25 protein-coding genes are annotated in these 24,346 nt (G+C 70.5%); 6 read left to right on the plus strand and 19 right to left on the minus strand.

Annotated elements, in window-relative coordinates; all coding sequences use genetic code 11:
* Positions 1 to 165 precede the first annotated feature (165 nt).
* Complete coding sequence (locus ASF25_RS20480; protein WP_056168695.1) at positions 166 to 435, plus strand: hypothetical protein; 270 nt, start codon at positions 166 to 168, stop codon at positions 433 to 435.
* Between the two features lie 70 nt (positions 436 to 505).
* Here ASF25_RS20480 and ASF25_RS20485 read toward each other — a convergent pair whose 3' ends face one another.
* Positions 506 to 1,243 carry an N-formylglutamate amidohydrolase gene (locus ASF25_RS20485; RefSeq protein ID WP_056168698.1) on the minus strand — a complete coding sequence of 246 codons (738 nt, stop codon included), beginning with the start codon at positions 1,241 to 1,243 and terminating at the stop codon, positions 506 to 508.
* 280 nt (positions 1,244 to 1,523) lie between these two features.
* Between ASF25_RS20485 and ASF25_RS20490 the strand changes: the two genes are divergently transcribed.
* Together ASF25_RS20490 and ASF25_RS20495 are read left to right on the plus strand one after the other, a co-directional pair.
* On the plus strand, positions 1,524 to 2,831 hold the full coding sequence (locus ASF25_RS20490; RefSeq protein WP_056168701.1) for a glycerate kinase: 1,308 nt from the start codon (positions 1,524 to 1,526) through the stop codon (positions 2,829 to 2,831).
* Between the two features lie 127 nt (positions 2,832 to 2,958).
* Positions 2,959 to 3,345, plus strand: a complete 387-nt coding sequence (locus ASF25_RS20495) for a DUF1036 domain-containing protein (RefSeq protein ID WP_082515202.1) — start codon at positions 2,959 to 2,961, stop codon at positions 3,343 to 3,345.
* Between the two features lie 7 nt (positions 3,346 to 3,352).
* Here the strand turns inward: ASF25_RS20495 and ASF25_RS20500 are convergent, their stop codons facing one another.
* The 3 genes from ASF25_RS20500 to ASF25_RS20510 form a co-directional block, all read right to left on the minus strand.
* On the minus strand, positions 3,353 to 4,342 hold the full coding sequence (locus tag ASF25_RS20500; RefSeq protein WP_056306606.1) for an Ldh family oxidoreductase: 990 nt from the start codon (positions 4,340 to 4,342) through the stop codon (positions 3,353 to 3,355).
* Positions 4,343 to 4,460: 118 nt separating this feature from the next.
* A complete protein-coding gene (locus ASF25_RS20505; RefSeq protein ID WP_056168710.1) occupies positions 4,461 to 4,826 on the minus strand; it encodes a hypothetical protein in 366 nt (121 codons plus the stop codon).
* A 76-nt stretch (positions 4,827 to 4,902) separates the two neighbouring features.
* On the minus strand, positions 4,903 to 6,339 hold the full coding sequence (locus tag ASF25_RS20510) for a PAS domain-containing methyl-accepting chemotaxis protein (RefSeq protein WP_348271341.1): 1,437 nt from the start codon (positions 6,337 to 6,339) through the stop codon (positions 4,903 to 4,905).
* 609 nt (positions 6,340 to 6,948) lie between these two features.
* Between ASF25_RS20510 and pyk the strand changes: the two genes are divergently transcribed.
* Entirely contained in the window at positions 6,949 to 8,385 is a 1,437-nt protein-coding gene (pyk, locus tag ASF25_RS20515) for a pyruvate kinase (RefSeq protein ID WP_056168714.1), read from the plus strand.
* 87 nt (positions 8,386 to 8,472) lie between these two features.
* Here the strand turns inward: pyk and ASF25_RS20520 are convergent, their stop codons facing one another.
* The 15 genes from ASF25_RS20520 to ASF25_RS20590 all read right to left on the minus strand — a co-directional run bounded on the left by ASF25_RS20520 (position 8,473) and on the right by ASF25_RS20590 (position 21,838).
* Positions 8,473 to 9,468 (minus strand): alpha/beta hydrolase, encoded by a 996-nt coding sequence (locus ASF25_RS20520; RefSeq protein WP_056306608.1) that lies wholly within the window; start codon positions 9,466 to 9,468, stop codon positions 8,473 to 8,475.
* A 6-nt stretch (positions 9,469 to 9,474) separates the two neighbouring features.
* A complete protein-coding gene (locus ASF25_RS20525; protein WP_244473118.1) occupies positions 9,475 to 10,044 on the minus strand; it encodes a tetratricopeptide repeat protein in 570 nt (189 codons plus the stop codon).
* Between the two features lie 150 nt (positions 10,045 to 10,194).
* On the minus strand, positions 10,195 to 10,320 hold the full coding sequence (gene ykgO, locus ASF25_RS20530) for a type B 50S ribosomal protein L36 (RefSeq protein ID WP_055886195.1): 126 nt from the start codon (positions 10,318 to 10,320) through the stop codon (positions 10,195 to 10,197).
* Between the two features lie 416 nt (positions 10,321 to 10,736).
* Complete coding sequence (gene pufC, locus ASF25_RS20535; protein WP_056267268.1) at positions 10,737 to 11,876, minus strand: photosynthetic reaction center cytochrome PufC; 1,140 nt, start codon at positions 11,874 to 11,876, stop codon at positions 10,737 to 10,739.
* On the minus strand, positions 11,873 to 12,850 hold the full coding sequence (pufM, locus tag ASF25_RS20540; protein ID WP_056168726.1) for a photosynthetic reaction center subunit M: 978 nt from the start codon (positions 12,848 to 12,850) through the stop codon (positions 11,873 to 11,875). The genes pufC and pufM overlap by 4 nt, the downstream gene beginning before the upstream one ends.
* Positions 12,851 to 12,866: 16 nt before the next feature.
* Positions 12,867 to 13,691 (minus strand): photosynthetic reaction center subunit L, encoded by an 825-nt coding sequence (gene pufL, locus ASF25_RS20545; RefSeq protein ID WP_056168729.1) that lies wholly within the window; start codon positions 13,689 to 13,691, stop codon positions 12,867 to 12,869.
* 112 nt (positions 13,692 to 13,803) lie between these two features.
* On the minus strand, positions 13,804 to 13,992 hold the full coding sequence (gene pufA / locus ASF25_RS20550; protein WP_056168732.1) for a light-harvesting antenna LH1, alpha subunit: 189 nt from the start codon (positions 13,990 to 13,992) through the stop codon (positions 13,804 to 13,806).
* A gap of 12 nt (positions 13,993 to 14,004) precedes the next feature.
* On the minus strand, positions 14,005 to 14,226 hold the full coding sequence (pufB, locus tag ASF25_RS20555) for a light-harvesting antenna LH1, beta subunit (protein ID WP_056096638.1): 222 nt from the start codon (positions 14,224 to 14,226) through the stop codon (positions 14,005 to 14,007).
* A gap of 142 nt (positions 14,227 to 14,368) precedes the next feature.
* Positions 14,369 to 14,584 (minus strand): hypothetical protein, encoded by a 216-nt coding sequence (locus tag ASF25_RS20560; protein WP_056168735.1) that lies wholly within the window; start codon positions 14,582 to 14,584, stop codon positions 14,369 to 14,371.
* A gap of 104 nt (positions 14,585 to 14,688) precedes the next feature.
* The gene (gene bchZ / locus ASF25_RS20565) at positions 14,689 to 16,155 is read right to left on the minus strand and encodes a chlorophyllide a reductase subunit Z (RefSeq protein ID WP_056306610.1); all 1,467 of its coding nucleotides are present in this window, start codon (positions 16,153 to 16,155) and stop codon (positions 14,689 to 14,691) included.
* Entirely contained in the window at positions 16,155 to 17,729 is a 1,575-nt protein-coding gene (gene bchY, locus ASF25_RS20570) for a chlorophyllide a reductase subunit Y (RefSeq protein WP_056306611.1), read from the minus strand. Before bchY ends, bchZ begins: the two co-directional genes overlap by 1 nt.
* 5 nt (positions 17,730 to 17,734) lie before the next feature.
* Entirely contained in the window at positions 17,735 to 18,736 is a 1,002-nt protein-coding gene (locus tag ASF25_RS20575) for a chlorophyllide a reductase iron protein subunit X (protein WP_056168743.1), read from the minus strand.
* Positions 18,733 to 19,665: a chlorophyll synthesis pathway protein BchC gene (gene bchC / locus ASF25_RS20580; protein WP_056306612.1), complete on the minus strand. Its 933-nt coding sequence runs from the start codon at positions 19,663 to 19,665 to the stop codon at positions 18,733 to 18,735. Before bchC ends, ASF25_RS20575 begins: the two co-directional genes overlap by 4 nt.
* Before the next feature lie 85 nt (positions 19,666 to 19,750).
* Entirely contained in the window at positions 19,751 to 20,917 is a 1,167-nt protein-coding gene (locus ASF25_RS20585) for a methyltransferase (protein ID WP_056306643.1), read from the minus strand.
* A 51-nt stretch (positions 20,918 to 20,968) separates the two neighbouring features.
* Complete coding sequence (locus ASF25_RS20590) at positions 20,969 to 21,838, minus strand: polyprenyl synthetase family protein (RefSeq protein ID WP_056267276.1); 870 nt, start codon at positions 21,836 to 21,838, stop codon at positions 20,969 to 20,971.
* 109 nt (positions 21,839 to 21,947) lie between these two features.
* Here ASF25_RS20590 and crtD point away from each other — a divergent pair, with 109 nt between their 5' ends.
* Positions 21,948 to 23,474, plus strand: coding sequence for a 1-hydroxycarotenoid 3,4-desaturase CrtD (gene crtD, locus ASF25_RS20595; protein ID WP_056306613.1), 1,527 nt, complete (start codon positions 21,948 to 21,950; stop codon positions 23,472 to 23,474).
* On the plus strand, positions 23,471 to 24,331 hold the full coding sequence (locus ASF25_RS20600; protein ID WP_056306644.1) for a carotenoid 1,2-hydratase: 861 nt from the start codon (positions 23,471 to 23,473) through the stop codon (positions 24,329 to 24,331). The genes crtD and ASF25_RS20600 overlap by 4 nt, the downstream gene beginning before the upstream one ends.
* Positions 24,332 to 24,346: the final 15 nt, after the last annotated feature.

The following is a 24,346-nucleotide window of genomic DNA, read 5'->3' on the forward strand; positions in this document are numbered from 1 at the left end:
GCGCCGTCAAGGACGGACGGCCGATTCGGATTCGGCGCCGCCGCTTCCAGTCTGGTGCCAAACCGCACGACGTTCGGTTCGAGGCGGGCCTACATCAGCGCTACACAAGAACTCACGGCCCACCGCCTTTTCGACGGAGACCGCGATACTGAAAGGTCCAACGTCATGAACATCCGTCTTGCTTCTGTCGCCGCCGCCGTCGTCTTGAGCCTGAGTGCCGTTGCTTCGCCGGTTCTCGCGCAGAGCTACACGGCACCCGCCGGTGTCTCGGCCCATGCGGCGCCCGGCTACACCGCCGGCCGCGCCCTCGACGATGAACTCACCACCGGTTCCATCGCCCCGCGCCGGGACGACGCCTCCGCGAAGGAAGGCAACGCCGAGCAGAACAGCTTCCCGGTCTGGCAGTACGGTCGGACCTCGGGCGGCACCCGGTAAGCCCGATCTCGGGATGAATTGGACGGCGGGGCGAGAGCCCCGCCGTTTTCGTGTGCGCGCCGCAGGCCAATCAGGGCAGCAGCGGACGCAGAAGCTTGGCGAACCGCGTCGCCCATTCGATCTGGCCGGGTTCTTCGGCGATGAGGTCCTGGCGGATCTCCACCAGGGCGTTGCGCAGGCCGCGCGCGAGGGCGTGCCGGTCGATGGTGTCTCCGGGAAGCCCTCCCCCGTAGGGTTCGTTGTCGCCGACCGTGAGATCGGCCGGGTCGGCGCGCAGACCCGCGATGAGGGGCGCGCTCAGGCGGTCGTCCCGGTCCCACAGGATGCCGACGTGCCAGGGACGCGGTACGGTGCGCCAGTACGGCGTGAAGCTGTGCATGGTGAGGATCGCCGGCGGCACGCCCGTCGCCTCGGCCGCCGCCACGTGGGCGTCGATGGCCGCGTCGAAGGGCTCGTAGAACCGGCGGATGCGCTCGGCCTTGCCGGCCTCGTCGATGCGGGCGTTGCCCGGCACGATGGCGCCGTCGGACAGGCGCATCACCAGGGTCGGGTCGGCCCGGCCCCGGTTGGGGTCGATGATGAGGCGTGAGAACCGGGTCAGGATCGCGGGCGCGCCCAATTGCACGGCGAGGTGCCGGGTCACGGCGGCCGCGCCGATGTCGTAGGCGATGTGGCGTGCGTATTCGTGGTCCGGTACCCCGAGCCGGTCGAGGTCGTCGGGCACATGGTTGGAGGCGTGATCGCAGAGGATCAGCAGGCCCCGGGCCGGATCGCCCGGGATGGTCTCGACGGGATGTGGAGGCTGCATGGGCGGCGGGGTCCGTGGATCCGTTCGGGGCTTGGGCGGGCGGAACGCGGACGGAGCCGTGCAAGCATCCGGCCGCGCCATCGCGGGGTGTCCCGCGTCATCGCATGCTTGCCGCGACCTTGCCGCGGCGGCGGGTGTCGGGCACAGCACGTATCGCGGACAAGCGCGGGCACGGCAACAATCCGGCCCGAGGGAATTCGTCCCGCGAAACAATCACGATCCGGCGACGCAACGCCGGGCGGCCTTCCACGACCGTCTTTCCGCGATACACGGACACGCCATGACCGCGCCCTCCCCCGCCGACCACGCCGCCGCCCGCACCCTCCTCCTCGGCATCCTCGACGAGGCCATCGCCGCCGCTCATCCCGCGCGCTGCCTCGTGCCGCACCTCCCCGCCCCCGGCCCCGGCCGGCTCATCATCCTGGGCGCGGGCAAGGCCGGCGGCTCCATGGCGGCGGTGGCGAGCCGGTTCTACCGGGAGCAGCACGGCGTCGACGCGAGCCGCATCGTCGGCCTCGCGGTCGCCCGCCACGGCTACGGCGAGGAGGCGCCGATGATCCGCATGGTCGAGGCCGGGCACCCGGTGCCCGACCAGGCCGGTATCGACGCGACCGTCGACGCCCTCAAGATCGCCGCCGATGCCGGGCCGGACGACGACGTGCTGGTGCTGCTCTCGGGCGGCGGTTCGGCCAATTGGATCGCGCCGGCCGGCGACCTGACCCTCACCGAGAAGCAGGCCATCACCAAGGCGCTCCTGCGCTCGGGCGCGCCCATCAACGAGATCAACTGCGTGCGCAAGCACCTGTCGCGGATCAAGGGCGGGCGCCTCGCCATGATGGCCCGCAACGCCCGCTCGATCCTGACCCTCGCGATCTCCGACGTGCCCTTCGACGACCCGGCGGTGATCGCTTCGGGCCCGACCGTCCCGGACCCCTCGACCCTGGCGGAGGCCCGTGCCATCTGCGAGCGGCGCGGCATCCCCCTGCCGGAGACGGCGAAAGCGCTGCTGAACGATCCCGTCAACGAGACCCCGAAGGCGGGCGACCCGTCCTTCGCCCGGGCCGAGTACCGCATCATCGCCCGGCCCATCGACGCCCTGGAGGCGGCGGCCGAGGCCGCGCGCCGCGCCGGCTACGAGCCGGTGATGCTCGGCCCCGATGTCGAGGGCGAGGCCCGTGAGGTCGCGGCCGAGCACGCCCGGCTCGCCCTCGACCACCACGCTCGCGGCGCCAAGGTCGCGATCATCTCAGGGGGCGAACTCACCGTCACCATCGTGGGCGAAGGCCATGGCGGCCCGAACCAGGAATACGCCCTGGCGCTGGCCATCGCGCTCGACGGCGCACCCGGCATCCTCGGCATCGCCGCCGACACCGACGGCACCGACGGCGGACGCGGCGAGGCGACCGACCCGGCCGGCGGCCTCGTCGACCCCACCACCCTGGCGCGTGCCCGCGCCGCCGGCCTCGACCCCGCCGCCATGCTGGCGGACAACGATTCGACCCGGTTCTTCGACACCATCGGCGACCTCGTCCAGCCGGGTCCCACCCGCACCAACGTCAACGATTGCCGGGTCATCCTTGTCGGGTAAGGGCATGGGTCGACAGGGCATGGGTCGACAGGGGATGAGCCGTCAGGGCATGGGCCGGCGCCGTCACCCGACCCTTCCTTCCCGCAAGGGGTGGAGCGTCCGGGCGGGCGTGCTCGCCGCTCTCCTCATGACCGCCGCCCCGGCCCGGGCCGACCTGCGCATGTGCAACCTCACGACCAGCAAGGTCGGCATCGCGCTGGGCTACCGCGACACGCAGGGCTGGGTGACGGAGGGGTGGTGGGACGTGGCGCCCAAGGGCTGCGAGACCCTGCTCAAGGGGACCCTGGCGGCCCGGTTCTACTACGTCTACGCCGTGGACTACACGCGGGGCGGCGAGTGGAGCGGGCGTTCGCTCATGTGCACCCGGGACCGCGAATTCACCATCCGGGGCGTCGAGGACTGCCTGGCGCGCGGCTACGATCGCAACGGCTTCTACGAGGTCGACACCGGCGAACAGAAGAGCTGGACGATCCAGCTCACCGATCCGAACCAGCCGGCGAATCCCGCGCCCTGAGCGGGCCTCAGAGCGCCTCGATCTCGGCGAGCAGCGCGTCGGAGAGGCTGATGCCCGCCTGCGCCGCGCGGGCGCGGGCGGCGAGCCGTTTGGTGCCGGGCAGCCGGGCACCGTCCTGATCCTCGATCATTTCTGCCAGCACGGCGAAGCGCTCGCACGCATCCGCCGCGAAGGCGGTGGCGTCGAGGACGAGAATGAGCTGGCCGGTGCCGGGCGGGCCGCCCACGGCGTCGAGGAACGAGGTCGCCTCGCCGGCAAAGCGTGCGCCGACGAGGCCGGCCGCGAGCAGCTCGACCATGAGGGCCAGAGCCGTGCCCTTGGCGTCGCCCAGCGGGATCATGGTGCCGGCGAGAGCCGCCGCCGCGTCGGTGGTGGGGTGGCCGTCCGCATCCACCGCCCAGCCCTCGGGGATCGTCTCTCCACGCTGCTTGGCGGCGATGATGTTGCCCCGCGCCACCTTCGAGAGCGAAAGATCGACCACGATGGGGGGCCGCCCCGGCAACGGGCAGGCGAAGGCGATGGGGTTGGTGCCGAACACCGCCCGGTTGCCACCCCAGGGCGCCATGGCGGCCGGCGCATTGGCGAACAGCAGAGCCACCAGCCCCTGCGCCGCCAGGGCTTCGGCCGGCCGCCCGGCGGCACCGCAATGGTGCGAGCGCCGGATGGCCGCGGCCGCCACACCCTGGCTCCGGGCGATCTCCGGGAGTTCGGCGACCGCCCGGTCGAGGGCCGGATAGGCGAAGCCGTGGCCGGCGTCGATGGCGAGCAGCCCGGGCCGGGGCCGCGTCACGGCCAGGGTCGCATCGCCCACGACCTTGCCGGCGCGAACCTGCGCCCCGTAGGCCAGCAGGCGCATGAGCCCATGGGTCGCGAGGCCGTCGGCCTCGGCGCCGACCAGGGCGACGGCGGTGCTCTCGGCCTGGTCGTGGCCGGCACCACAGCGCAGGAGCGTGCGCACGGCGAGGTCGTGGGCGGCGGCCAGGGTCAGGGTCGGCATTGTCTGAGGCTCATCCCGTCGCGTCGATCGAACCGGAACCGGACCGGGTTCGATCCGCGGTCCCCCGGGTCGGTTTGACGTGTCCGGGACACGACGTCCACCGCAGGGACGGGTGTCGTCAGGATCGGTCGGTCGTGTCCGGGGTGAAGGTGGCGTCGTAGAGTTCCTGGTGCTGCCCCAGCAGGGCGTCGATCCGGGAACTCAGTTCGGCATAGGCCGCCCGCATCTGCCGGAAGTTCGCGTTCGTTTCCCCCTGAAGCGTACCGAGGCGGCCGCGCTCGTCCGGGTCGGGATGTCCATCGAGCACCCGGCTCGTCTCGCGCAGGGCCAGGGCCCTCACCTGCCGCTCCGCCGCATCCAGGGCCGCGATCTGCTGCGCCAGGTGCTCGGCAGCATCCATGAGTTTCGCAACGCTCGCCCGGAGACTCTGCCGGATCCGCGCCACGTCCGAGAGTTTGTGGATCGCATCGTTCGCCGGCTCCATGAGGCAGGGATTCCCATCCTACAGACGCGGCCGCTCGCCCGTCGGGCAAGGCCACGAGATCGATGGTCGACCGTCGTCAGCGCGCCAGGACGCGGGCCGCATCTTTCGTCGTGTCGACGGCCCGGGAGACCGCGTCGATGGATCCGGTGATTGCGAGGGCGTTCTGGGCGATGGCCTGCACGGCCTCGGCCGCCTCCTGCATGCTCGACGACATCTCGCGCGTCACCACGCTCTGTTCCTCGATGGCGGCGGCCGTGCTGACCACGTAGTCGCGCATGGTCCCGACGGAGACCTGGATCGTATCGAGGGAGCCCGCGACCTGTTCGGACGCGTTCTGGACGCTGTCGATCTCGCTCGCGATCTGGTTCGTGGCGTGGGCCGCCTGGGCGGCGAGGTTCTTCACCTCCTGGGCGACGACGGCGAAGCCCCGGCCCGCCTCCCCGGCCCTTGCGGCCTCGATGGTCGCGTTGAGGGCGAGCAGGTTGATCTGGCTCGCGATGTTCTGGATCAGCGCCACGATGCCCGTCATGGCGGTGGCGGTACCCGTGAGCTTGCGGGTGACCGCGCCGGCCGCCTCCACCTGCCCGTGCGCGGCATCCGTCGCCGTACGGGCCTTCGACATGCCGTGGGCGATCTCGTTCACGGAGGCGGCGAGTTCCTCGGCGGCGGCCGCCATGGTCTGCACGTTGTGGGCGGTGCTGCCCGCCGACCGGGTCGCGGCGTTCGAGGCTTCCGACGAGCGCAGGACGGCGCCCTCGATCTCCCCGAAATTCCGATCGATGAGACGATTCAGATCACCCAGCAGGGCCACCTGCGCGGTGACGTCGGTTGCGAACTTCACCACCTTGTAGGGCCGGCCGGCGGCATCGAGGATCGGGTTGTAGGAAGCCTCGATCCAGATCCCGCGACCGCCCTTGCCGATGCGCTTGAACTGACCCTTCTGGTACGCGCCTTGCCGCAACGCGCTCCAGAACGCGGCGTAGGCGGGCGTGTCGCGCAGGGCCGGTTCGACGAGGAGGCGGTGATGCTGTCCGACGAGCTCGGGCAGCGTGTAGCCGACGACGGCGAGGAAGTTCGCATTGGCGTCGAGGATGGTGCCGTCGAGACCGAAGGCGATGACGGCCTGGGACTTGTGGATCGCATCGATCTGACCCTGGCGATCCGCGTCCTGGGCTTTCTGGCGCGTGATGTCGGTCGCGAACTTGACGATCCCGTAGGGCTTGCCGCTCCGGTCGAAGACGGGATTGTAGGAAGCCTCGATCCAGATCTCGCGGCCGTCCTTGCCGATGCGCTTGAACTGCGCCGCCTGGAACGTGCCGCTCCGAAGGGCCGCCCAGAAGTCCGCGTAGGCCGGGCTCTCCCGCATGGCGGGTTCGACGAAGAGGCTGTGCGGCTTGCCCACGATCTCGTCCAGGCGATAGCCGACGACGGCGAGAAAGTTCTCGTTGGCGCGCAGCACGGTTCCGTCGAGGGCGAACTCTATGATGCCCTGGGATCGATCGAGGGCCGACATCTTCGCGGACGTCTCGGACCTGCCGCGGTGAAACTTCTCGAAGATCATGCGTCGTCCTGCCTTCAGAGCTATACTTGTTTTCGATGCATGCCCGCGGCGTTCGATAGCGAAGACAATGAACGTACTCACGGTTGCTTGTCCGACCGGTGATCACAATCGCGGCATTCCGGTTAAGACTCACTGAAGTTTCGCGAAAATAACAACCTGAATGCGAATGATTCTCATCAGAAGTCTGTTCCGCTGCGTGCCCTTGCGGTGGAAACGGGACGCTGGAGGTGGAGGACGCCCGCGCAAAGGCATTGCGGGCGGCCCGCGCCGGCTCACGGGTACCGCGAAGGCGAAAGCCTGGAGAGGGACCGGGTCGAGGGCGAGACGCCATCTCGTTGCGTCCTGCATCACCGAGGATTCCCCGCGTTGGAACGGGCGCCGAGTCGTTCGCCCGCGCGCGGGTCCGTGCTCGGGCCCATGTCTTGGCCGCATCGCACCGCCGCGGACGGAACGTCGTCTGCACACCGTGTTCTTGACGCGCTGGCCCCATGGGTGCTTGTGGCCGTTCGCTCAACGCCCGGTCGTTCGAAACCGGCGGGGCCGCTCTCGGAGGAGACTGCTTTGAAACGTTCACGCCGCACGAAGATCATCGCCACGTTGGGCCCGGCCTCCGACACGCCGGAGATGATCGAGAAGCTGTTTCGCGCCGGCGCCGACGTCTTCCGGCTCAACATGAGCCACCTTCCCCGCGAAAAGCTGCCCGAGAAGATCGAGGTGATCCGCACCATCGAGCGCGAGCTGCGCCGGCCCATCGCCGTGCTGGTCGATCTCCAGGGGCCGAAGCTCCGGGTCGCCGCCTTCGCCGAGGGTGCCGCGATGCTGGAGAACGGTGCGTCGTTCGTCCTCGACAGCGACCCGACGCCGGGCGACGTCACCCGCGTGTTCCTGCCCCATCCCGAGATCCTCTCGGCCCTCGAGCCCGGCCACGTCGTCATCGTCGACGACGGCAAGCTGCGCCTCGTCGTGACGGAGGTGTCCGAGGGGCGCGCGGTGACCCGGGTGGTCATCGGCGGCCGCATCTCCAACCGCAAGGGCGTCTCGCTCCCCGACACGGTGATCCCCGTCGCCGCCATGACGGAGAAGGACCGGGGCGACCTCGAAGCCGGCCTCAACGCCGGCGCCGACTGGATCGCCGTCTCCTTCGTGCAGCGGCCCGAGGATGTCGCCGAGGTGAAGAAGGTCGCGGCCGGCCGCGCCCTGGTCATGGCCAAGATCGAGAAGCCGCAGGCCCTGACCCGCCTCGACGAGATCATCGAGATCTCCGACGGCATCATGGTGGCGCGCGGCGATCTCGGCGTCGAGATGCCCCTGGAGCAGGTGCCGGGCGTGCAGAAGCGCATCACCCGCTCTTCGCGCCGCATGGGCAAGCCCGTCGTGGTGGCGACCCAGATGCTCGAATCGATGATCACCGCCCCGGTGCCGACCCGCGCCGAGGTCTCGGACGTCGCCACCGCCGTCTACGAGGGGGCGGATGCCGTGATGCTCTCGGCCGAGAGTGCGTCGGGTGCCTTCCCCATCGAGGCCATCACCATGATGAGCCGCATCGCCGAGCAGGTGGAGCGCGATGCCCTGTACTGGACCATCCTGACGGCCCAGCGCTCCGAGCCCGACGCCACCGCCTCCGATGCCATCGCGGCGGCCGCCCACCAGATGGTGGACGCCCTGAACCTCACGGCGATCATGGCATGGACCCATTCGGGCTCCACGGCCCTGCGGCTCGCCCGTTCGCGGCCCAACGCCACGATCATCGCGCTGACCCCGAAGCGCGAGACGGCGCGGCGCCTGGCCCTGTGCTGGGGCACGCACCCCATCGTCACCAACGATGCCAGCGACGTCGACGACATGGCGTTCCGGGCGGCGAAGTTCGCCGTGCGCGAGCGCTTCGCCGATATCGGCGACCGGGTGATCGTGGTGGCCGGCGTGCCGTTCGGGACGCCGGGCGCCACGAACCTCGTGCGCATCGCCTTCGTCACCCGCGAGCACGCCGCCAAGGCGTGACGCCCGCTCCCACGGATTTCCAGCCTGTGGTTGGGATCCGTGGGGTCCGGTGGACGGGCGGCCCGCGTCGGCGTCCGGTCCGGAGGCCTACGGCGCGACCGGCTCGCGCGCGGTGATTCCGTCGGCAAAGCGCTCCACCTCATGCACCAGGGCGTCCACGGCGACGTACTGGAGCATGTGGCCGATGCCGGGCAGGAGCACGAGGCGGGCGTCTCGGATCGCGGCCGCGAGGGGCACCGCCTGCCTGTCCACGGGTACGGCCGCATCGGCGTCGCCCGAGATCACCAGCGTCGGGACGGTGAGGCCGGCGTAGCGCGGTGCCTGGGCCTCCAGGGCTGCCGGCAGGCCGGCGAGGTCCTGGAGGTTGGCCACGATCGATCCGGGCCGTACGACGAGTGTCGCACGGCTGCGGTCGAGATAACCCGGGGGCGCCTCCTGGGGGCGGAACACGGCGCCGCCGGCGCGCGGCAGGTAATACAGCGCCACGGGCGTCGCCACGGTATGGCCGAGGAGCCAGGTCACCGGTGGCCACAGGGCGAGGCGGTAATACCACGGCACCGTTCCCATGCGCGGATACGGCATCGCCACGGGTGCCGCGAGGACGAGGCCCGCCACCCGCTCGGGGTGGTCGAGGGCGAGTGCCGTGGCCAGCGCCCCCGACCAGGAATGGCCGAGCACGATGGCCGGGCCGATCCCGAGACGGGCCAGGGCCGCCGCGATGGCGTGCGCCTGCGCGGCCGGTTCGGCCATGTCGGCGCCCCCCAGCCGGTCGCTCCAGCCCGAGCCCGGCCGGTCGAAGGCGATCACCCGAAACCCGTCCGCCGCGAGGCGCCGGCCGATGCCCTCCATGGGGTCGGAGGCGTTGGCGGAAGCACCGTGCAGAAGGACTACGGTTCCGCGCGTCGACGGGTTCGGGCCTGCTTCGATGCTGGCGAGGCGCCCGCCCGGTACCGGCACGAAAGGCCCCTGCGGCGGGTGCCGTGCCTCGACCCGCCAGGTGATGACGAGGGTCGCCAGGGCACCGGCACCCAAGACCATCGCGACGAGGCCGAGCAGCCCCGCGAAGACCTTCAGAAGCAGCATGGAGTCTTATAGGTCCCGCCCGTCGACGTCGGGGGCGAGGCGGTCGATGGCGCCCTGCAGCTTGTCCATGCGCGGATACAGGGCGGCGGCCCGGCGGAAGGCTTCCAGCGCCCGGACTTTCTCGTCCATGGAGAGGTAGATCCGCCCCAGAGCCGCCCAGGCCTCGTAGTGCCGGGGCTCGATCACCAGGGTGCGCTTGAGGTCGGTGATGGCGCCGTCCTGATCCTTGAGCAGCCAGAACACCGTGGCCCGGCGGTTCCAGCCCTCGGACCAACCCGGCTCCAGGGCGGTGGCCCGGTCGAGCAGCTCGACGGCTAGGGGGAAATCCTGGCCGCTCATGGCCTGGCGGGCGCGCTCCGTCAGAAGGTCGGCCGTGGCGCTGCCCGAGCGCCCGAGGCGCTGCTCGATGAGGCGGGCCACGCCCTTGGCCTCGGCATCGTCCTCCGCCGCCTTGAGGCGGGCATAGAGGTCGTCGAGGCTGACGGCGGTCCGGGGCTTGTCGACCGGCTTCTCGGTCGCTTTGCTGTTGGTTGCCTTGGAAGGCGGCAGCGCGTGGGCGACGGGGACAAAGCCCACGCAAAAAGCCGCGACGAGCGCGGCTTTGAGAGACGTCCGAGGCTGGATCTGGGGTGGAATCTGGCACGGCATGAGGTGAGCTTCCTCGCCCCGCCCGATGCCGTCAACCCGCCGGCTTGCCGCGCCCCGAGAGGAGCGGGCGAACGGGCCTCAGCCCTGGCGCGCCTTGAAGCGCTTCTGGGTCTTGTTGATGATGTAGACGCGGCCCTTGCGACGCACGATCTGGTTGTCGCGGTGACGGCCACGGAGGGACTTGAGGGAGTTGCGAATCTTCATCGGTCTCACGTCGGCCGGACATCTAAGTCCGCCGCCTGTCCATAGGGTCTCGGGAACGAGGCACCCCGAACGGCGGCCTCGGCGATGTGTGTGGACGCATCGCGGAAAGGCGGTTGCCTTATCAGGATTCGTGACGCCAAGGCAAGGCGTACGCGACGCGAATCCCACCGCGTGGTGGTTGGTGGCCGCAGCGGGCGACCGTGGTCCATAGCACGGATCGCCAAGCAGGTTTCGCAAAAGTGGTCTCCGGTTTTGCGTCGAAGACCTGCGACAGACCAAGGACCCAAGCAGAGTGAAGCGTTGGCGTGCCAACGCGAGCCTGCTTGGGCCGCCGCCCTTGAAACGGAACGGCCGCCGGGCGGGTGCCGGCGGCCGTGGCTCGGTACGGACAGCGGGGCGGCGGCCCCGCTCTCGTCTCAGGGTTGGGGCGCGGCCGGGGCCGTGGGCGGCGTCGCGGGCACGGCCGGCGTTTCCGCCGGGGGGGCGTCGGGGGCCGGGGCCGGCGTCTTGACCACATCGGCCACGGTCACCTTGGTCAGTTCCGGATAGGCGTCGACCACGTGGGCGCCGTTGAGCGGCTTGCTCTGGCCGTTGTGGCAGGTGGTGCAATTCACCTTGGGCACGTCGCCGAGCACCCCGAGGCGGTTCCTCGGGAAGGTGGAGGTCAGGGGCTCCATGAAGTTTCCGTTGAGGTCCCGCACCATGCGGATGCCGTGCCAGGCGGTGGTGCGCTGGGGCGTGCTCTGCTGCCAGTTCGAGATGGCCCGGGTGTTGTGGCAGAAGGTGCAGTTGACCCCGAGCCCTTCCGACATGTGGATCATCAGGCCGTAGGTCTTCTCCGCATCCTGGATCGGCTTGCCCTTGGTGGTCGGCAGCGCCGTGGTGGCGTTCACCCGGATGGCGTTGTTGTCGATGGACTTGTCGGCGAGATACTCGGTCAGGGTGTCGTAGGGCAGCGAGGCGAGGCCGACGGAGGGGGCGGCCATGTTCTGCCCGTTGTTGCGGGAGACGAACCCGCCCGGACGGTTCGGGCCGGGGTTGGTGAACCAGATGTTGGCCGGCACGGGCTGGCCGCGGTGGCAGGTGTAGCAGGTGACGCCGGCCCCCCCGACGTGGTTCGCCTTCCAGTCGCTGTTGATGTGCTGGGTCATCTGCAGCATCCGGCGGGCGACGCGCTTCTGATAGAGGCTGTCGTCGGCCATGTTCTCGGTGTTGTGGCAGTAGGTGCAGCCCTGTTCGGGCGAGACCCACTCCGTCATCGAGACCATGAGGCGGTTGAATTCGTTGGTCGTGAGGCCGCTGAGAACCTTGACGTTCTCGTAGGTCTGGCCGGCGAGCTCGCCCCCCTCCTCCGCCGGATCGGCCGGCGCGGGCGCCACGTTGGCGTCCTTCTTCTCGGCGACCTCCGCGCGGGTATGGACTTGGTCCATGCCCGTGCCGCGAAAGCCGTTCTGGGTGGTGGTGAGCGGCGGCCGCTCCCAGCCGGAGGTTCCGAACATCGCCACCGTGAGGAAGAAGGCGATGGAGGCCCCGAGGACGACGAAGAAGGTCTTCATGGGGTCCCTCCGGGCTGGCTCAGGGGATCGACGATGGGCGCATAGACCTGCGGGTAGGCCGGGGCGACGCCGTGCTTGACCGCCCAGAGGTACCAGTTGTCGACCACGGTGCCGGTGAGCAGGATGCCGATGCCGCCCGTCAGCGTGGTGAGCACGGCGAACCACCAGGCCCAGCGGTGCACGGATTCCATCGTGGCGTTGAAGCCCATGGTCCAGCGCCAGAACAGGGCGGCGCGTTCCGTCGCCGTGCCGCGATCGACGATCTGGTCGATCTCACGCTCGCCGCCGAAGCGGCTGACCGCCAGGATGGTGCCGCCATGCATGGCGAACAGCAGCGTCGATCCGTACAGGAACACGATCGAGAGCATGTGGAACGGGTTGTAGAACAGGTTGCCGTAGCGGAGCGAGAAGGCGGCGGTCCAATCGAGGTGCGGGAAGATGCCGAACGGCACCGCCTCGCTCCACGAACCCATCATCACCGGGCGGATGAAGCCCAGCACGAGGAACAGCCAGATGGCGGAGGCGAACGCCCAGGGCACGTGGTAGCCGAGCCCCAGGGCCTTGGCCCGGCGGAACAGGCGCAGCCACCACAGCAGCACCGAGGCCGTGAGGAAGAAGCCGGCGATGAGCCACCAGCCGCCCTCGGCCAGCGGCGGCAGGACCTTGAGGCCGTATTGCGGGCGCGGCGGCTCCAGGGCGAGCCAGGGCAGCTGGCGCACGAACTGGACCGGGTCCCAGTTCACGCTCGCCCACATGTTGAGGCCGATGATCTCGAAGGCGATGAGCCCGCAGGCGAAGGACAGGGCGCCGAGGTACCCGATGTAGATCGGGCCGACCTGCGAATTGCCGATGAGACCGAACAGGTAGGAGTTGAACGGCTTGCCCCAGCGCTTGTCGGAATCGACGGGGATTCCGAGTTCCGGAATGACGGGCCGGACCTGCACTTCCGTGAAGATGTTCTGATAGTAGGCCATTGTTCGGTCCCCCCTCTCAGCGCCAGACCGGGAGATTGAGCCACCAGCCCCACCATTCCGGCCAGCCACGGGTCCAGAACGGGCCGCTGATGACGATGCAGACGGCGCTCCAGAAGCCCGCCGACAGGGCGAGGAACAGGCCGAGGCGGTGGATGCCGAGCGTTCCGATGGAATACCCGATGGTGTCGCGGAAGAAGGTGTCCTCGTGCTCGGGCGTCTTCACCACTTCGCCCTTGCCCGGATTGGTCGAGGACAGGATCAGCGCGCCGTGGAGCGAAAGCGCCAGCGTCGTCGTGAAGAAGAACGACACCGCGAGCATGTGCGCCGGATTGTAGTGGAAGTGCAGATACTGGTAGCCGGTGTTCGACACCCAATCGAGGTGGGAGAGGATGCCGTAGGGGAAGCCGTGGCCCCAGGCGCCCATGAGGAACGGACGGACCACCACCAGGGACACGTAGGCCAGGATCGCCACCGAGAAGGCGAAGGGCACGTGGTAGCCGATGCCGAGCTTGCGGCAGATCTCGACTTCGCGCAGCGCCCAGGACGAGAACGCCCCGACGGCGCAGAAGGTGATGATCTGCCAGAGGCCGCCCTCCTTGAGGGGGGCGAGCGCCAGGCCGTATTTCAGGTCCGGCGGCGCGATGTTGATCTGCCAGATGTTCCAGGTCGGACCGAGGGCGGCGCCGTAGATGATCAGCGCCGTGCCGAGCACGGAGAAGAACAGCGTCGTCACGCCGAAGAAGCCGACGTAGAACGGCCCCACCCAGAAATCGAACAGGTCTCCGCCCACCAGCGTGCCGCCGCGGACGCGATATTTTCGTTCAAAACTCAGCATCGCCATCGCGAAACCCTCCCGGCGCCAGCGTCACGGTTCGTGTCGGGTTCTTATGGGTGGTGCGGGCGGGGGCCGGGGATCGGCCACCCGCCCGCTGACCTTGGCTCGGGTGTGCCCGTCAGGCGGGCATCGTCGGCAGGACGAGGCTCTGCGCATCGGCGGCGCGCGGGGCCTTGGGGCCTTCCAGCCAGTTGAACCGGTCGGTGCTGAGTAGAATGAAGTGGATCAGCAGGGCCAGGATGAACAGGAAGGTGAACAGCGCCACCAGGGTGCGGCGCGGATCGAACAGAAGCCAGACCTTGTGCATGGTGCGTCCTCCTCAGGAGATGAGCGAGGCGACGGTCTGGGCCGCCGTCTCCAGGGCCGCGTAGCCCTTGGGTCCCGGCAGCCACGGGCGCCACATCCACACGAGGATGTGGGCGACCACGGCGATGGCCGTGAAGATGATGAAGCTCGTCAGGAAGATCGCGTGGAACTCCTTGGCTTCGGGTTCCGTCAGCCCGGACAGGCTGCTGGGTTTCTCGACTATGCCGTTGGCCATCGGTTGAACCTCCGTGGGTCTGGCCGCGCGGGAGCGCGGCGGCTGTCACCGGGGCCTCGACGGACTCCGGCGGTCCTTCCCTCCAGTGCGGATGGGAGGTCGGTGGCGGGCGGGCTCGAGGGGCCGCGCCCGGAGAGGCAAATCATCCCATGAACACGAAGGGGATGGCCGAGACGGCCATGCTGCGCGCCTCGGCGAAGACCGAGCGCCGCTGCGGCACGATCCCGACCGGATGCGTCGGCATCAGGCGCTGGGCGCAGGCGGCGGCGAGGAAGAACGGGTAGGTCGCCGCCAGGATGAGGCGGAACTGGACCGCGTCCTGATGCAGGCGGGAGACCGGGTTCAGCGAGCGTTGCATGGGGCACGTCTCCTGTGGGCGGATCGTTGCGGCGCTTAGGCTCGGCAGGGGCCGGCCGGACGGCGCCGCGCCGCTCCAGCCGGAAAGGGATGGGGTGCGCGCGCTCATGCGGCCGCTCCGAGGGCGGTGTCGGCGCGCGCGCGCGCCACGTGATCGGGGGTGACGCGGGGCGCATCCTCGCGGCGCGCGGCCCGCTCGGCGGCGTCGCGCAAGCGTTTCGCCGCCGAGATCCGCACCAGGACGGGATGGGATTCGACGAGGGCGTCGAGGTCGGCGCGGGCCGCCTCGTCCCACGGCAGCTCGCGGTGGAACCGCGCCGGCGTCGCCTCGACGGCATCTATGTCGCGGGCGAGCGGCAGGATGTGGAAGAGCATGTCGAACAGGGCGTTGCAGACCTCCTGCACGAGGTAGGTCGCGCCCGAGAACCCCATGAACGGCGTGCCGGTGTGGCGCCGGATGATGGCGCCGGGAAACGAGGCCGGGACGAAGATCGCCCGGGCGCCGGCTTCCGCCGCGTACATCCGCTCGTTGAACGACCCGAACAGCACCAGGGGCGGATTTTTCGCGATGAGGTCGCGGATCGTGGCGTTGTCGGTCTTGGCGCCGGCCTTGCGGGACACAGCGAAGTGGCAGGGCAGGCCCATCTCGTCTTCGAGGAAGTGCCGGACGCCCCGCGCGTAGGTGTCGGACGCCACGATGCCGAAGCTCGCCGTGCCGAAGAAGTCCTGGGTCACCGAGCGCCACAGGTCCCAGACCGGCTTGATGGTGGTGTGCTTCTCCCGCTCGATGAACGGCTCGGGGTCGAGGCCGAGGATCTCGCCGAGCGAGCGCAGGAACTGGGTGGTCGAGTGGATGCCGATGGGGGCCTGGAGGTAGGGCCGCTCCAGGGCCTCGCAGAGCAGGCGCCCGAACTCGCGGTAGAGGCAGATGTTGGCATCCGCGTTGACGAGCTTCGGAACGTCGGCGAGGTGCGAGCCGAGGGGAAACGCCAGGTTCACCTCGGCGCCGATGCCCTCGACGAGCCGGCGGATCTCGGCGAGATCCGAGGGCATGTTGAAGGTGCCGTAGGCCGGACCGATGAGGTTGACGCGGGGGCGCTCGCCGGCCTTGCGCTCGGGCCGGACCGGGATGCCCTTCTTGGCGAATTTCCGTGCGCCGTATTCCTGCCAGAGCCAGGACAAGGCCCGGTCGGCGGTCTGCCACTGGTCCTCGTCGATGGTGCGCGGCAGGAAGCGCTGGAGGTTGGTGCCCTCCGGGGTGACGCCGCCGCCGATCATCTCGGCGATGGAACCGGTGACGACCACGCTGGGCTGGCCCGGATCGAGGGTGGCGTGCGCCCGCTTCATCGCGGCTTCGGTGCCGTGGCGGCCGAGCTCCTCCTCGGCGAGCCCCGTGACCACGATGGGCAACTCATGTGGCGGCAGGGCGTCGGTGTAGTGCAGCACCGAGGTGACGGGGAGATTCTCGCAGCCCACGGGCCCGTCGATGACGACCTGCAGGCCCTTGATGGCGGTGAAGACGTAGACGGCACCCCAGTAGCCGCCGGCCCGGTCGTGATCGAGGACGAGCATCAGGCCATCTCCCCGATCGGATCGTGCGCGGCCTTACCCCGGGGCGCGGCGGCGACGTTCTGGCGGAGCTTGGGCACGTCCTCCCAGATGCCGGCACTTTGGCCCTCGCCAACGCCGGCGAAGAAGTCCCGCATGGTGTCGAAGCGGTGCTGGTTGCCGATGGCCGCGTTGATCACCTTCGCCAGCGACCCGGCACCCGCGACGCCCATCAGCGGGCGGGCCGAGATGAGGTTGGTGAAGTAGAGGGCGGGAATGCCGTGCGCCTTCGCCTTCTGCACCACCGGCGTGGTCCCGATGGCGAGATCGGGCCGAAAATCCATCATGGCGGCGAGGTCGTGCTCGAGGGACGCCCGGTAGCGCACTGTGACGCCGCGGGCCTCGAGCCAGGCCTGATCGGCTTCCGAATAGGGGGTGCGCGGGCAGGCGGTGCCCACATAGCGCAGGTCCGCGCCGCTCTCGACGAGCAGGCGCCCGACGAGGAGTTCGGAGCCCTCGTACCCTGAGAGCGTGATCCGGCCCTTGATCGGGTTGGCGGCGAGCGCCCCCCTGATCATCGGCAGGAACCGGTTCTTGGCGGCGTCCACGGTGGCACGGGGCACCGCGCAGGCCTCGCCGATCCGGTCGAGCCAGTCGGCGGTGCCGTCATGGCCCACGGGAGCGGAGCCGACGATGGGGCGGCCCGCGGTCTGGAACTCGCGGATGGAGGCGGTATAGAACGGGTGGATCGCCGCCACCGCCGTGCAATCCAGCGCCGCGTAGAGTTCGCGCCATTCCCGTGTCGGCACGACGGGGCCGGCGGCGAGGCCCAGGGGTTCGAGGAGAGCGCCGATCACCACCGGGTCGGCGGGGAACATCTCGCCGAGCAGCGCCACGGTCGGGCGCTCGGCCCGCCCCGCCCGCGGGGCCTGGACCGGACCCTGCTCGGCTTCGGTGCGGGCGAATTTCAGCATGGCGCCGGCCAGAACGTCCTTGGCCTCGGCATGGGTCGGCACCCCGAAGCCCGGAACGTCGATGCCGATGATGCGGACGCCGTCGATCTGCTTCGGCAGCAGCCGCAGGGGCACGCCCGAGGCGGTCGGCACGCACAGGTTGATCACCACCACGGCGTCGTAATCGGCGGGTTTCGCCACGTCGAACACCGCCTCGCGGATGTCCTCGAACAGCTTGCCGGTGACCAGGGTCTCGGAGTTGAACGGCACGTAGCCCACGCTCCGCTTCGCCCCGTAGAAATGCGACGTGAAGGTCAGCCCGTAGACGCAGCAGGCCGAGCCCGAGAGGATCGTCGCCGTGCGCCGCATGCGCAGGCCGACGCGCAAGCTCCCGAAGGCCGGGCACATGCTCTGGGGCTGGTCGTGCGGCCCCTGCGGATAATCCTTTCGGAGTTGCTCCAGCGTGTCGGACATCCCGGCGGCCTCGGCCGCCGCTCGCATCGTCGCCTTGCCCGAATGGCAGCCGAGGCCGTCGTCCTTCGTGGCGGCGAGTACCACCTCGGCCGGGACGGCCGGGGCCGCGAGGCTCGAAGCGGGGCGCTCCTTACGGGCGCGCAGATCGGCGATGTCGAGGGTGACGGCCATGCGCGTCAGACCTCGTCGTAGACGACTTCGAGGGACGGCTTCACCACGTGGGCCGTGCCGCACATGTCCTCGAAGGTGGCGGGTACGAGCGTGACGCCCCTGCCGACCGCCTCGCCCTTGAACAGGCCGAGCAGCCCGTCCTGGGAGAGCGGCGTCGGGTGGTTGGGCGCCGCGTCGTGGACGTTCTGGGCGAGATCGGCGAACAGCGAGCCCCACGGGCTCTCGGGCCGGCCGATGATCTCGTAGTTCGCGCTCTTCTTGCGGATGTCGTCGTCGGCCGGGATCGAGGCCAGGACCGGGATGCCGACGGCGGCGGCGAAGGCCTGGGCCTCGCCGGTGCCGTCGTCCTTGTTGATGACGAGGCCGCCGACGCCGACGTTGCCGCCGAGCTTGCGGAAGTATTCCACCGCCGAGCAGACGTTGTTGGCGACGTAGAGCGACTGCAGGTCGTTCGAGCCGACGACGATGACCTTCTGGCACATGTCACGGGCGATCGGCAGGCCGAAGCCGCCGCAGACCACGTCGCCGAGGAAGTCGAGGAGCACGTAGTCGAAGCCCCATTCGTGGAAGCCGAGCTTCTCCAGGAGTTCGAAGCCGTGGATGATGCCGCGCCCGCCGCAGCCGCGCCCGACCTCCGGCCCGCCGAGCTCCATGGCGTAGACGCCGTCGCGCTTGAAGCAGACGTCGCCGATGGCGACCTGTTCGCCCGCGAGTTTCTTCTTGGTGGACGTCTCGATGATGGTCGGGCAGGCGCGGCCGCCGAACAGCAGCGAGGTGGTGTCGCTCTTGGGGTCGCAGCCGATGAGCAGGACCTTCTTGCCCTGCTGGGCCATCATGTAGCTGAGGTTGGCCAGGGTGAACGACTTGCCGATGCCGCCCTTGCCGTAGATCGCGATGATCTGCGTCTCCTTGGTGGCCTTCACCGGCACGGGATCGGGCTCGATGCCGGCCTCGGCGCGAAGCGCTTCCGATGCCTTCAGGGCGGCGCCGTTCAGCTGCATGTTCATGCGGCACTCCAATCGAGGATCATCTTGAGGCAGGCGGGCTCGCCGAAGGCCGTGCGGTAGGCTTGCGCCGCGTTGGCGGCCGGCTGGCGATGGGTGACGAGACCGTCGAGCGACAGGTGCCCCGACGCGACCAGCGCCGTGACGGTGGCGAGATCCTCCGGCTTCCACTGCGCCGCGACCCGGATGCGGGCCTCGCGCAGGAAGGCGGGTGGGAAGGTGAAGGCGAGCGGCGCCTCGTAGAACCCCGCCAGCACGATCTCGCCGCCGGCCCCCAGGCGTCCGATCAGGGTGTCGAGGAGGCCGGCATCGCCGCTGGCATCCGTGATCGTGGCGTAGTCGCGCCGGGCGTCGGCATCGGGGTGGAGCACGGCGTAGCCGTCGGCCCCCTCGGCGCGGATGGGATTGGTCTCCCACACCACCGGCGTGCCGCCGGCGGCCACGGTGAGGCGGGCCAGCAGGCGCCCGAGCACGCCGTGCCCGACGATGAGCGAAGGACCGGACGGGGCCGCGCCCAGAGCGTGCTGGGCGGTGGCCGCCAGGGCGAAGAGTATGCCGCGCTCGCCCAAGGACGGGTCGAGGGGGACGAGGCGTGCGCCGGCGCTGACGAGATGGGAGGCGGCGCCACCGAACAGGCCGCGCACCGGGCCGAAACAGCGTGCCCCCGGTACGAACACGGTCTGCCCGACCGCGATGCCGGATTCCGCGCCGGCTTCGATCACGGTGCCGACGGATTCGTAGCCGGGCACCAGGGGGTAGCCCATCCCGGGAAACGCCGGCATCCGGCCGGACCAGAGCAGACGCTCCGTGCCGGTGCTGATGCCGCTCCAGGCGACCGCGACCAAGGCGTCGGCCTGGCCGGGGGTATCGAGCGTGAGGGTGTCGAGGGCGATCCGTTCCGGTTCGTGGAGGACGATGGCACGCGCTTGCATGGTTCCGGCCCTCCCCTTGTCCGTGGGGCCATCGACGTGCGGCCCGTATGTGTCATCCTAGATAGACACTTCTATTCGTCAAGCATTACTTACGATTGGTGCTGTCTAATCGGTTGGACACGAGCAGTCGGGTCAGGAGGGGGCGGCGGGTCGGAACCTCGCGGACTCCACCGAAACCGGCCTCGGCGAGCAGCTGCGTCAGCTCGGCGGCCGTGCGGCAGCGGCCGGTGCCCATGGCGAGGAGGTAGAAGCCGAAATAGGCGTCGGCCATCGCCTCGGCTCCGGGCGTGCCCGCCATGGGTTCGGCGATGAGAAGCGTGCCGCCCGGGGGCAAAGCCGCGTGAGCCGCACGCAGGAGGGCGCGGACCTTGCCGTCGTCGTGGTCGTGGACCACCCGTACCAGCGAGACGAGATCGGCCCCGCTCGGCAGGGGATCGTCCGGGAAGGCGCCCCCGAAGGTTTTTGCGCGCGCGCTCAGGCCCGCTTCGGCGAAGGCCCTCTCCGCCCGGGCCGTCACGGCCGGCAGGTCGAACAGCATCAGGCCGAGGCCGGGGGCGTGGCGGGCGGCCTCCCGCAGGAAAGCGCCCTCGCCACCGCCGACATCGAGGATGCGCCGATGGTCGCGGAGTGGATAGGCCTCGACGATGTCTTGCGCGATCAGGGACTGGGACGCGCCCATCAGGGTGCTGTAGGCCGCGACCGATTCAGCGCTCGCGGGATCGCCGCGGGCGGCGTCCGCATAGGCCCAGTAGCGCGACAGGTGGGTGGGGCCGGCTTCCCCGCGCAGGAGGGCGACGGGGTCGGCGAGGTCCGCGTAGAGAAGCGCGTGATGCTCGATCATCGCCGCAACCGAGGGGTTTCCGATGAGCGCCGCGCCGAGGTCGGCGAGGGCGAAGCGGCCGTCGGGCAGGCGGGCGAGGAGATCGAGGGCGGCCGCGGCCTTGAGGAGGCGTTCGGCCCGGTCCGGTGCGAGGCCGACGCGCGCCGCCACGACGTCCGGCGCCAGGGGGCCGTCGAACAGGATGCGGAACAGGTCGAGGCGCACGCAGGCGAACAGGGTCTGCGCGTAGACGAAGCCGGCGCAGAGATCGAACAGGGCCTTCGTGTTCGCCCGGGCGATGTTGCGCGTGAGGGGAAAGCCGGCGGCCCAGCGCTGGAAGCCCGGCTTGGCGATCGTGCGGGTGCGGAAGGCGCGCCACCGCGCCCGCCAAGAGTCTTTCGGCGGCGCGCTACCGCCGGGGAGCTTGTCCATGCCCGCCGCCGACGCCGTCACCGGTGGGGTGGCCATGGTGGCCGCCCGCCGTCAGGCCAGTTCCCGCACGAGATGGGCCGGCAGGAACAGCCGGGTCTGCGCTTCGATCTCGGCCCGGAGAGCATCGGCACCCGGGCAGGCCGGGATCACCTCGACGGCCTCGCGGGCGAGGCGCTTGAGGCGGGCGAGGGCGCCGCCCATGCCCAGCAGGGCGGCGGCGTTGGGCCGGCCCAGCGTCGCGTCGCGGCCCACCGGCTTGCCGACCTCCTCCTGGCGGCAGGCGACGTCGCGCAGGTCGTCGGCGACCTGATAGGCCTCGCCGAGGCATTCCCCCAGCAGACGCCACGGCAGGGCCGGTGCACCGGCCGCCGCTGCGCCCGTCACGGTGGCGGCGGCGAACAGGGCGCCGGTCTTGGCCTGCTGGTACTCGGTGAGCGCCACGGTCGGCTCCGATTCCCAGGCCTGGCCCGCCACGATGCCGTTGGGCGAGCCCACCGCGCGGGCGACGAGGCCGACGAGGGCGGCGAGGCGTTGCGGCGAGCGCGTCGCCCCCCGCGCCAGGGTTTCGAAGGCCGAGACGATGAGGGCGTCCCCGGTCAGCACCGCCAGGGGCTCGCCGAAGGCGGCGTGGACGGAGGGCTGGCCCCGGCGCAGGGGGGCGTCGTCGAAGCACGGCAGATCGTCGTGGACGAGGGAGGCGCAGTGCAGCAGCTCGATGGCGGCGGCCGCCGCGTCCGAGGCCGCCGGGTCGTCGTCGCCGCAGGCCCGCGCCACGGACAGGCACAGGCGCGGCCGGATACGGTGACCGCCCGGGAACACGGCGTAGCGGATCGCCTCGGCGAGGCGCGGCGGGGCACCGGGTGCTTCCGCGTGGGCCACGGCGGTGTCGAGGGTGCGCTCGATGCGACGGTTGGCATCCATCTGACGTCTCTCCCGGCGGAAGCATCTGTCTTTTTGACTTGCCAACTGAAAGTGTCAGATAATATTGACACTCGTCAAGGATTGGTTTGGGTGACGGAGGAGCCGGCGCGTGCGGGTCGTGGTCATCGGAGCGGGGATCGGTGGATTGGTGGCGGCCCTCCGGCTGGCCCATGCGGGCCTCGACGTGACCGTGCTCGAACGCGCCGCGCACCCGGGCGGCAAGATGCGCAGCGTCCCCGTCGACGGCCAAGCCGTGGAGGCCGGCCCCACGGTCTTCACCATGCGCTGGGTCCTCGACGAGATCTTTTCGGAATGCGGCGCGAGCCTCGAGGGGCGCGTCGCGCTCAGCCCGGCGGCGATCCTGGCGCGGCATACCTGGGGGCCGGACGGCCACCTCGACCTGTTCGCCGACCCGCGCGCCTCCCGCGACGCCATCGGGGCGTTTGCCGGCGCCCGCGAGGCCGAGGGCTACGACCGCTTCCGCGCCCGCGCCGAGGCGGTCTACCGGACCCTCGAAGGCCCGTTCATCCGGGGGCAGCGGCCGGGTCCCCTCGCCCTCACCCGCCGCGCCGGTCTGTCGGGGCTCGGCGATCTCTGGCGCATCCAGCCCTTCACCACCCTGTGGTCGGCGCTGGGGGATTATTTCGCCGATCCGCGCCTGCGCCAGCTTTTCGGGCGCTATGCCACCTATTGCGGTGCCTCGCCCTACCGGGCGCCCGCCACCCTGATGCTCGTCGCCCATGTCGAATCGCAAGGGGTCTGGCATGTCGCGGGCGGCCTCAGCGCCCTCGCCCGGGCGGTGGCGGATCTGGCCGCCGAGCGCGGTGCGCGCCTGCGCTATGGCGCCCACGTGGCACGCATCGTCACCGACCGCACCGGCGTCACCGGCGTGGACCTCGCCGACGGCGAGCGCATCCCGGCGGACGCCGTCATCTGCAACGCCGACGCGGCGGCGCTGGGCGACGGACTCCTCGGCGCGAAAGCCGCCCGGGGGGCCGAGCGGGTTCCGCCGGCCGAGCGCTCGCTCTCGGCCGTGACCCTGTGCATGAACGCCCGCTCCGAAGGCTTCCCGCTCCTGCGCCACACGGTGTTCTTCTCCGGCGACTATGCCGCCGAGTTCGACGCCATCGCCCGGGGGCGGCTGCCCACCGACCCCACGGTCTATGTCTGCGCCCAGGACCGGGGCGACACGGCCCCTGACGTGTCCGGGGCCGAGCGCCTGCTCTGCCTCGTCAACGCGCCTGCGGGCGGCACCTTCACGCCTACGGAGATCGCCACATGCACGAGCGCCCTTCATCGCCGCCTGGGGGCCTCCGGGCTGACACTGACGGATACGCCCGCGACGGTGACGACGGAGCCGGCGGGGTTCGGGGCGCTGTTTCCGGGGACGGGGGGCGCCCTCTACGGGCGGGCCTCGCACGGCTGGATGGCCTCGTTCCAGCGTCCGGGGGCACGGACGGCGATTCCGGGGCTGTACCTCGCCGGGGGCAGCGTCCATCCGGGGCCGGGGGTGCCGATGGCGGCGCAATCGGGCCGGCTCGCGGCGGACAGCCTGCTGGCGGACCGGAGCACCGCCCGCGCTTCGATACGCCGGTCGGCCGCGGCGGCTACGTCTGGTGGTACGTCGATGCCCTGAGTGCCGATGGGCGCCAGGGGCTGACCATCATCGCCTTCATCGGCTCGGTGTTCTCGCCCTACTACGCCTGGGACAGGAGCCGCGACCCGTTCCGGCACTGCGCCGTCAACGTGGTGCTCTACGGGGAGCGGTCGAACCGCTTCTGCATGACCGAGCGCGGGCGCCGGGCCGTGTCGCGGGACGCGACGCATCTCGCCATCGGTCCGAGCGATCTCGCCTGGGACGGCACCACCCTCACCATCAACCTCGACGAGGTGACGGCACCGATCCCCTCACGGGTCCGCGGCACCGTGCGGGTTCGCCCCACCGGCCTCACCCCCGGCCCGTTCAGCCTCGATGGACAGGGCCGGCATCGCTGGTGGCCGATGGCGCCGTCCTCGCCCGTCGAGGTCGCCCTCACCGAGCCGTCGCTGACCTGGACCGGGACGGCCTACTTCGACACCAACCACGGCGATACGCCCCTTGAGGACGCCTTCACGGATTGGACCTGGTGCCGGGCCGATCTCACGGACGGCGCCGCGATTCTCTACGACGTGCGGCGCCGCGACGGCACCGTTCAGAACCTGTCCCTGCGCTTCGACGCCACCGGCGCGCCGCGCGACATCGATCCACCCCGCCCCGCCGCCCTGCCGGCGACTCGCCTGTGGCGCATTCCCCGCTCGACCCGCAGCGACGATGGCACGGCCCGGGTGGTGCGGACCTTCGAGGACACGCCGTTCTATGCCCGCTCCCTGCTGGAGACGACCCTCTGCGGGCAACGGGTGCGCCCGGTCCACGAGAGCCTGTCGCTCGACCGGTTCAAGAACCCCCTGGTGCGCTGGATGCTGCCGTTCCGGATGCCGCGCCCGCTCGGGTGAGGCGGGCCTTCGTGT

This window comes from Methylobacterium sp. Leaf100 (genome assembly GCF_001422845.1).
In the GTDB taxonomy this organism is placed as follows: Bacteria; Pseudomonadota; Alphaproteobacteria; order Rhizobiales; family Beijerinckiaceae; genus Methylobacterium.

Bases quoted from the DNA above. Each gene is read 5' to 3' on its own strand.
- pufC (WP_056267268.1), bottom strand. From the start codon at position 11,876: ATGAAGACCTTCTTCGTCGTCCTCGGGGCCTCCATCGCCTTCTTCCTC.
- pufM (WP_056168726.1), bottom strand. From the start codon at position 12,850: ATGGCCTACTATCAGAACATCTTCACGGAAGTGCAGGTCCGGCCCGTC.
- pufL (WP_056168729.1), bottom strand. From the start codon at position 13,691: ATGGCGATGCTGAGTTTTGAACGAAAATATCGCGTCCGCGGCGGCACG.
- ASF25_RS20485 (WP_056168698.1), bottom strand. From the start codon at position 1,243: ATGCAGCCTCCACATCCCGTCGAGACCATCCCGGGCGATCCGGCCCGG.
- ASF25_RS20585 (WP_056306643.1), bottom strand. From the start codon at position 20,917: ATGGACAAGCTCCCCGGCGGTAGCGCGCCGCCGAAAGACTCTTGGCGG.
- pufB (WP_056096638.1), bottom strand. From the start codon at position 14,226: ATGGCCAACGGCATAGTCGAGAAACCCAGCAGCCTGTCCGGGCTGACG.
- ASF25_RS20590 (WP_056267276.1), bottom strand. From the start codon at position 21,838: ATGGATGCCAACCGTCGCATCGAGCGCACCCTCGACACCGCCGTGGCC.
- ASF25_RS20495 (WP_082515202.1), top strand. From the start codon at position 2,959: ATGACCGCCGCCCCGGCCCGGGCCGACCTGCGCATGTGCAACCTCACG.
- ASF25_RS20510 (WP_348271341.1), bottom strand. From the start codon at position 6,339: ATGTCGGCCCTCGATCGATCCCAGGGCATCATAGAGTTCGCCCTCGAC.
- ASF25_RS20490 (WP_056168701.1), top strand. From the start codon at position 1,524: ATGACCGCGCCCTCCCCCGCCGACCACGCCGCCGCCCGCACCCTCCTC.
- bchZ (WP_056306610.1), bottom strand. From the start codon at position 16,155: ATGCTCGTCCTCGATCACGACCGGGCCGGCGGCTACTGGGGTGCCGTC.
- pufA (WP_056168732.1), bottom strand. From the start codon at position 13,992: ATGCACAAGGTCTGGCTTCTGTTCGATCCGCGCCGCACCCTGGTGGCG.
- ASF25_RS20520 (WP_056306608.1), bottom strand. From the start codon at position 9,468: ATGCTGCTTCTGAAGGTCTTCGCGGGGCTGCTCGGCCTCGTCGCGATG.
- bchC (WP_056306612.1), bottom strand. From the start codon at position 19,665: ATGCAAGCGCGTGCCATCGTCCTCCACGAACCGGAACGGATCGCCCTC.
- bchY (WP_056306611.1), bottom strand. From the start codon at position 17,729: ATGGCCGTCACCCTCGACATCGCCGATCTGCGCGCCCGTAAGGAGCGC.
- ASF25_RS20500 (WP_056306606.1), bottom strand. From the start codon at position 4,342: ATGCCGACCCTGACCCTGGCCGCCGCCCACGACCTCGCCGTGCGCACG.
- ASF25_RS20560 (WP_056168735.1), bottom strand. From the start codon at position 14,584: ATGCAACGCTCGCTGAACCCGGTCTCCCGCCTGCATCAGGACGCGGTC.
- ASF25_RS20480 (WP_056168695.1), top strand. From the start codon at position 166: ATGAACATCCGTCTTGCTTCTGTCGCCGCCGCCGTCGTCTTGAGCCTG.
- ASF25_RS20575 (WP_056168743.1), bottom strand. From the start codon at position 18,736: ATGAACATGCAGCTGAACGGCGCCGCCCTGAAGGCATCGGAAGCGCTT.
- ykgO (WP_055886195.1), bottom strand. From the start codon at position 10,320: ATGAAGATTCGCAACTCCCTCAAGTCCCTCCGTGGCCGTCACCGCGAC.
- ASF25_RS20505 (WP_056168710.1), bottom strand. From the start codon at position 4,826: ATGGAGCCGGCGAACGATGCGATCCACAAACTCTCGGACGTGGCGCGG.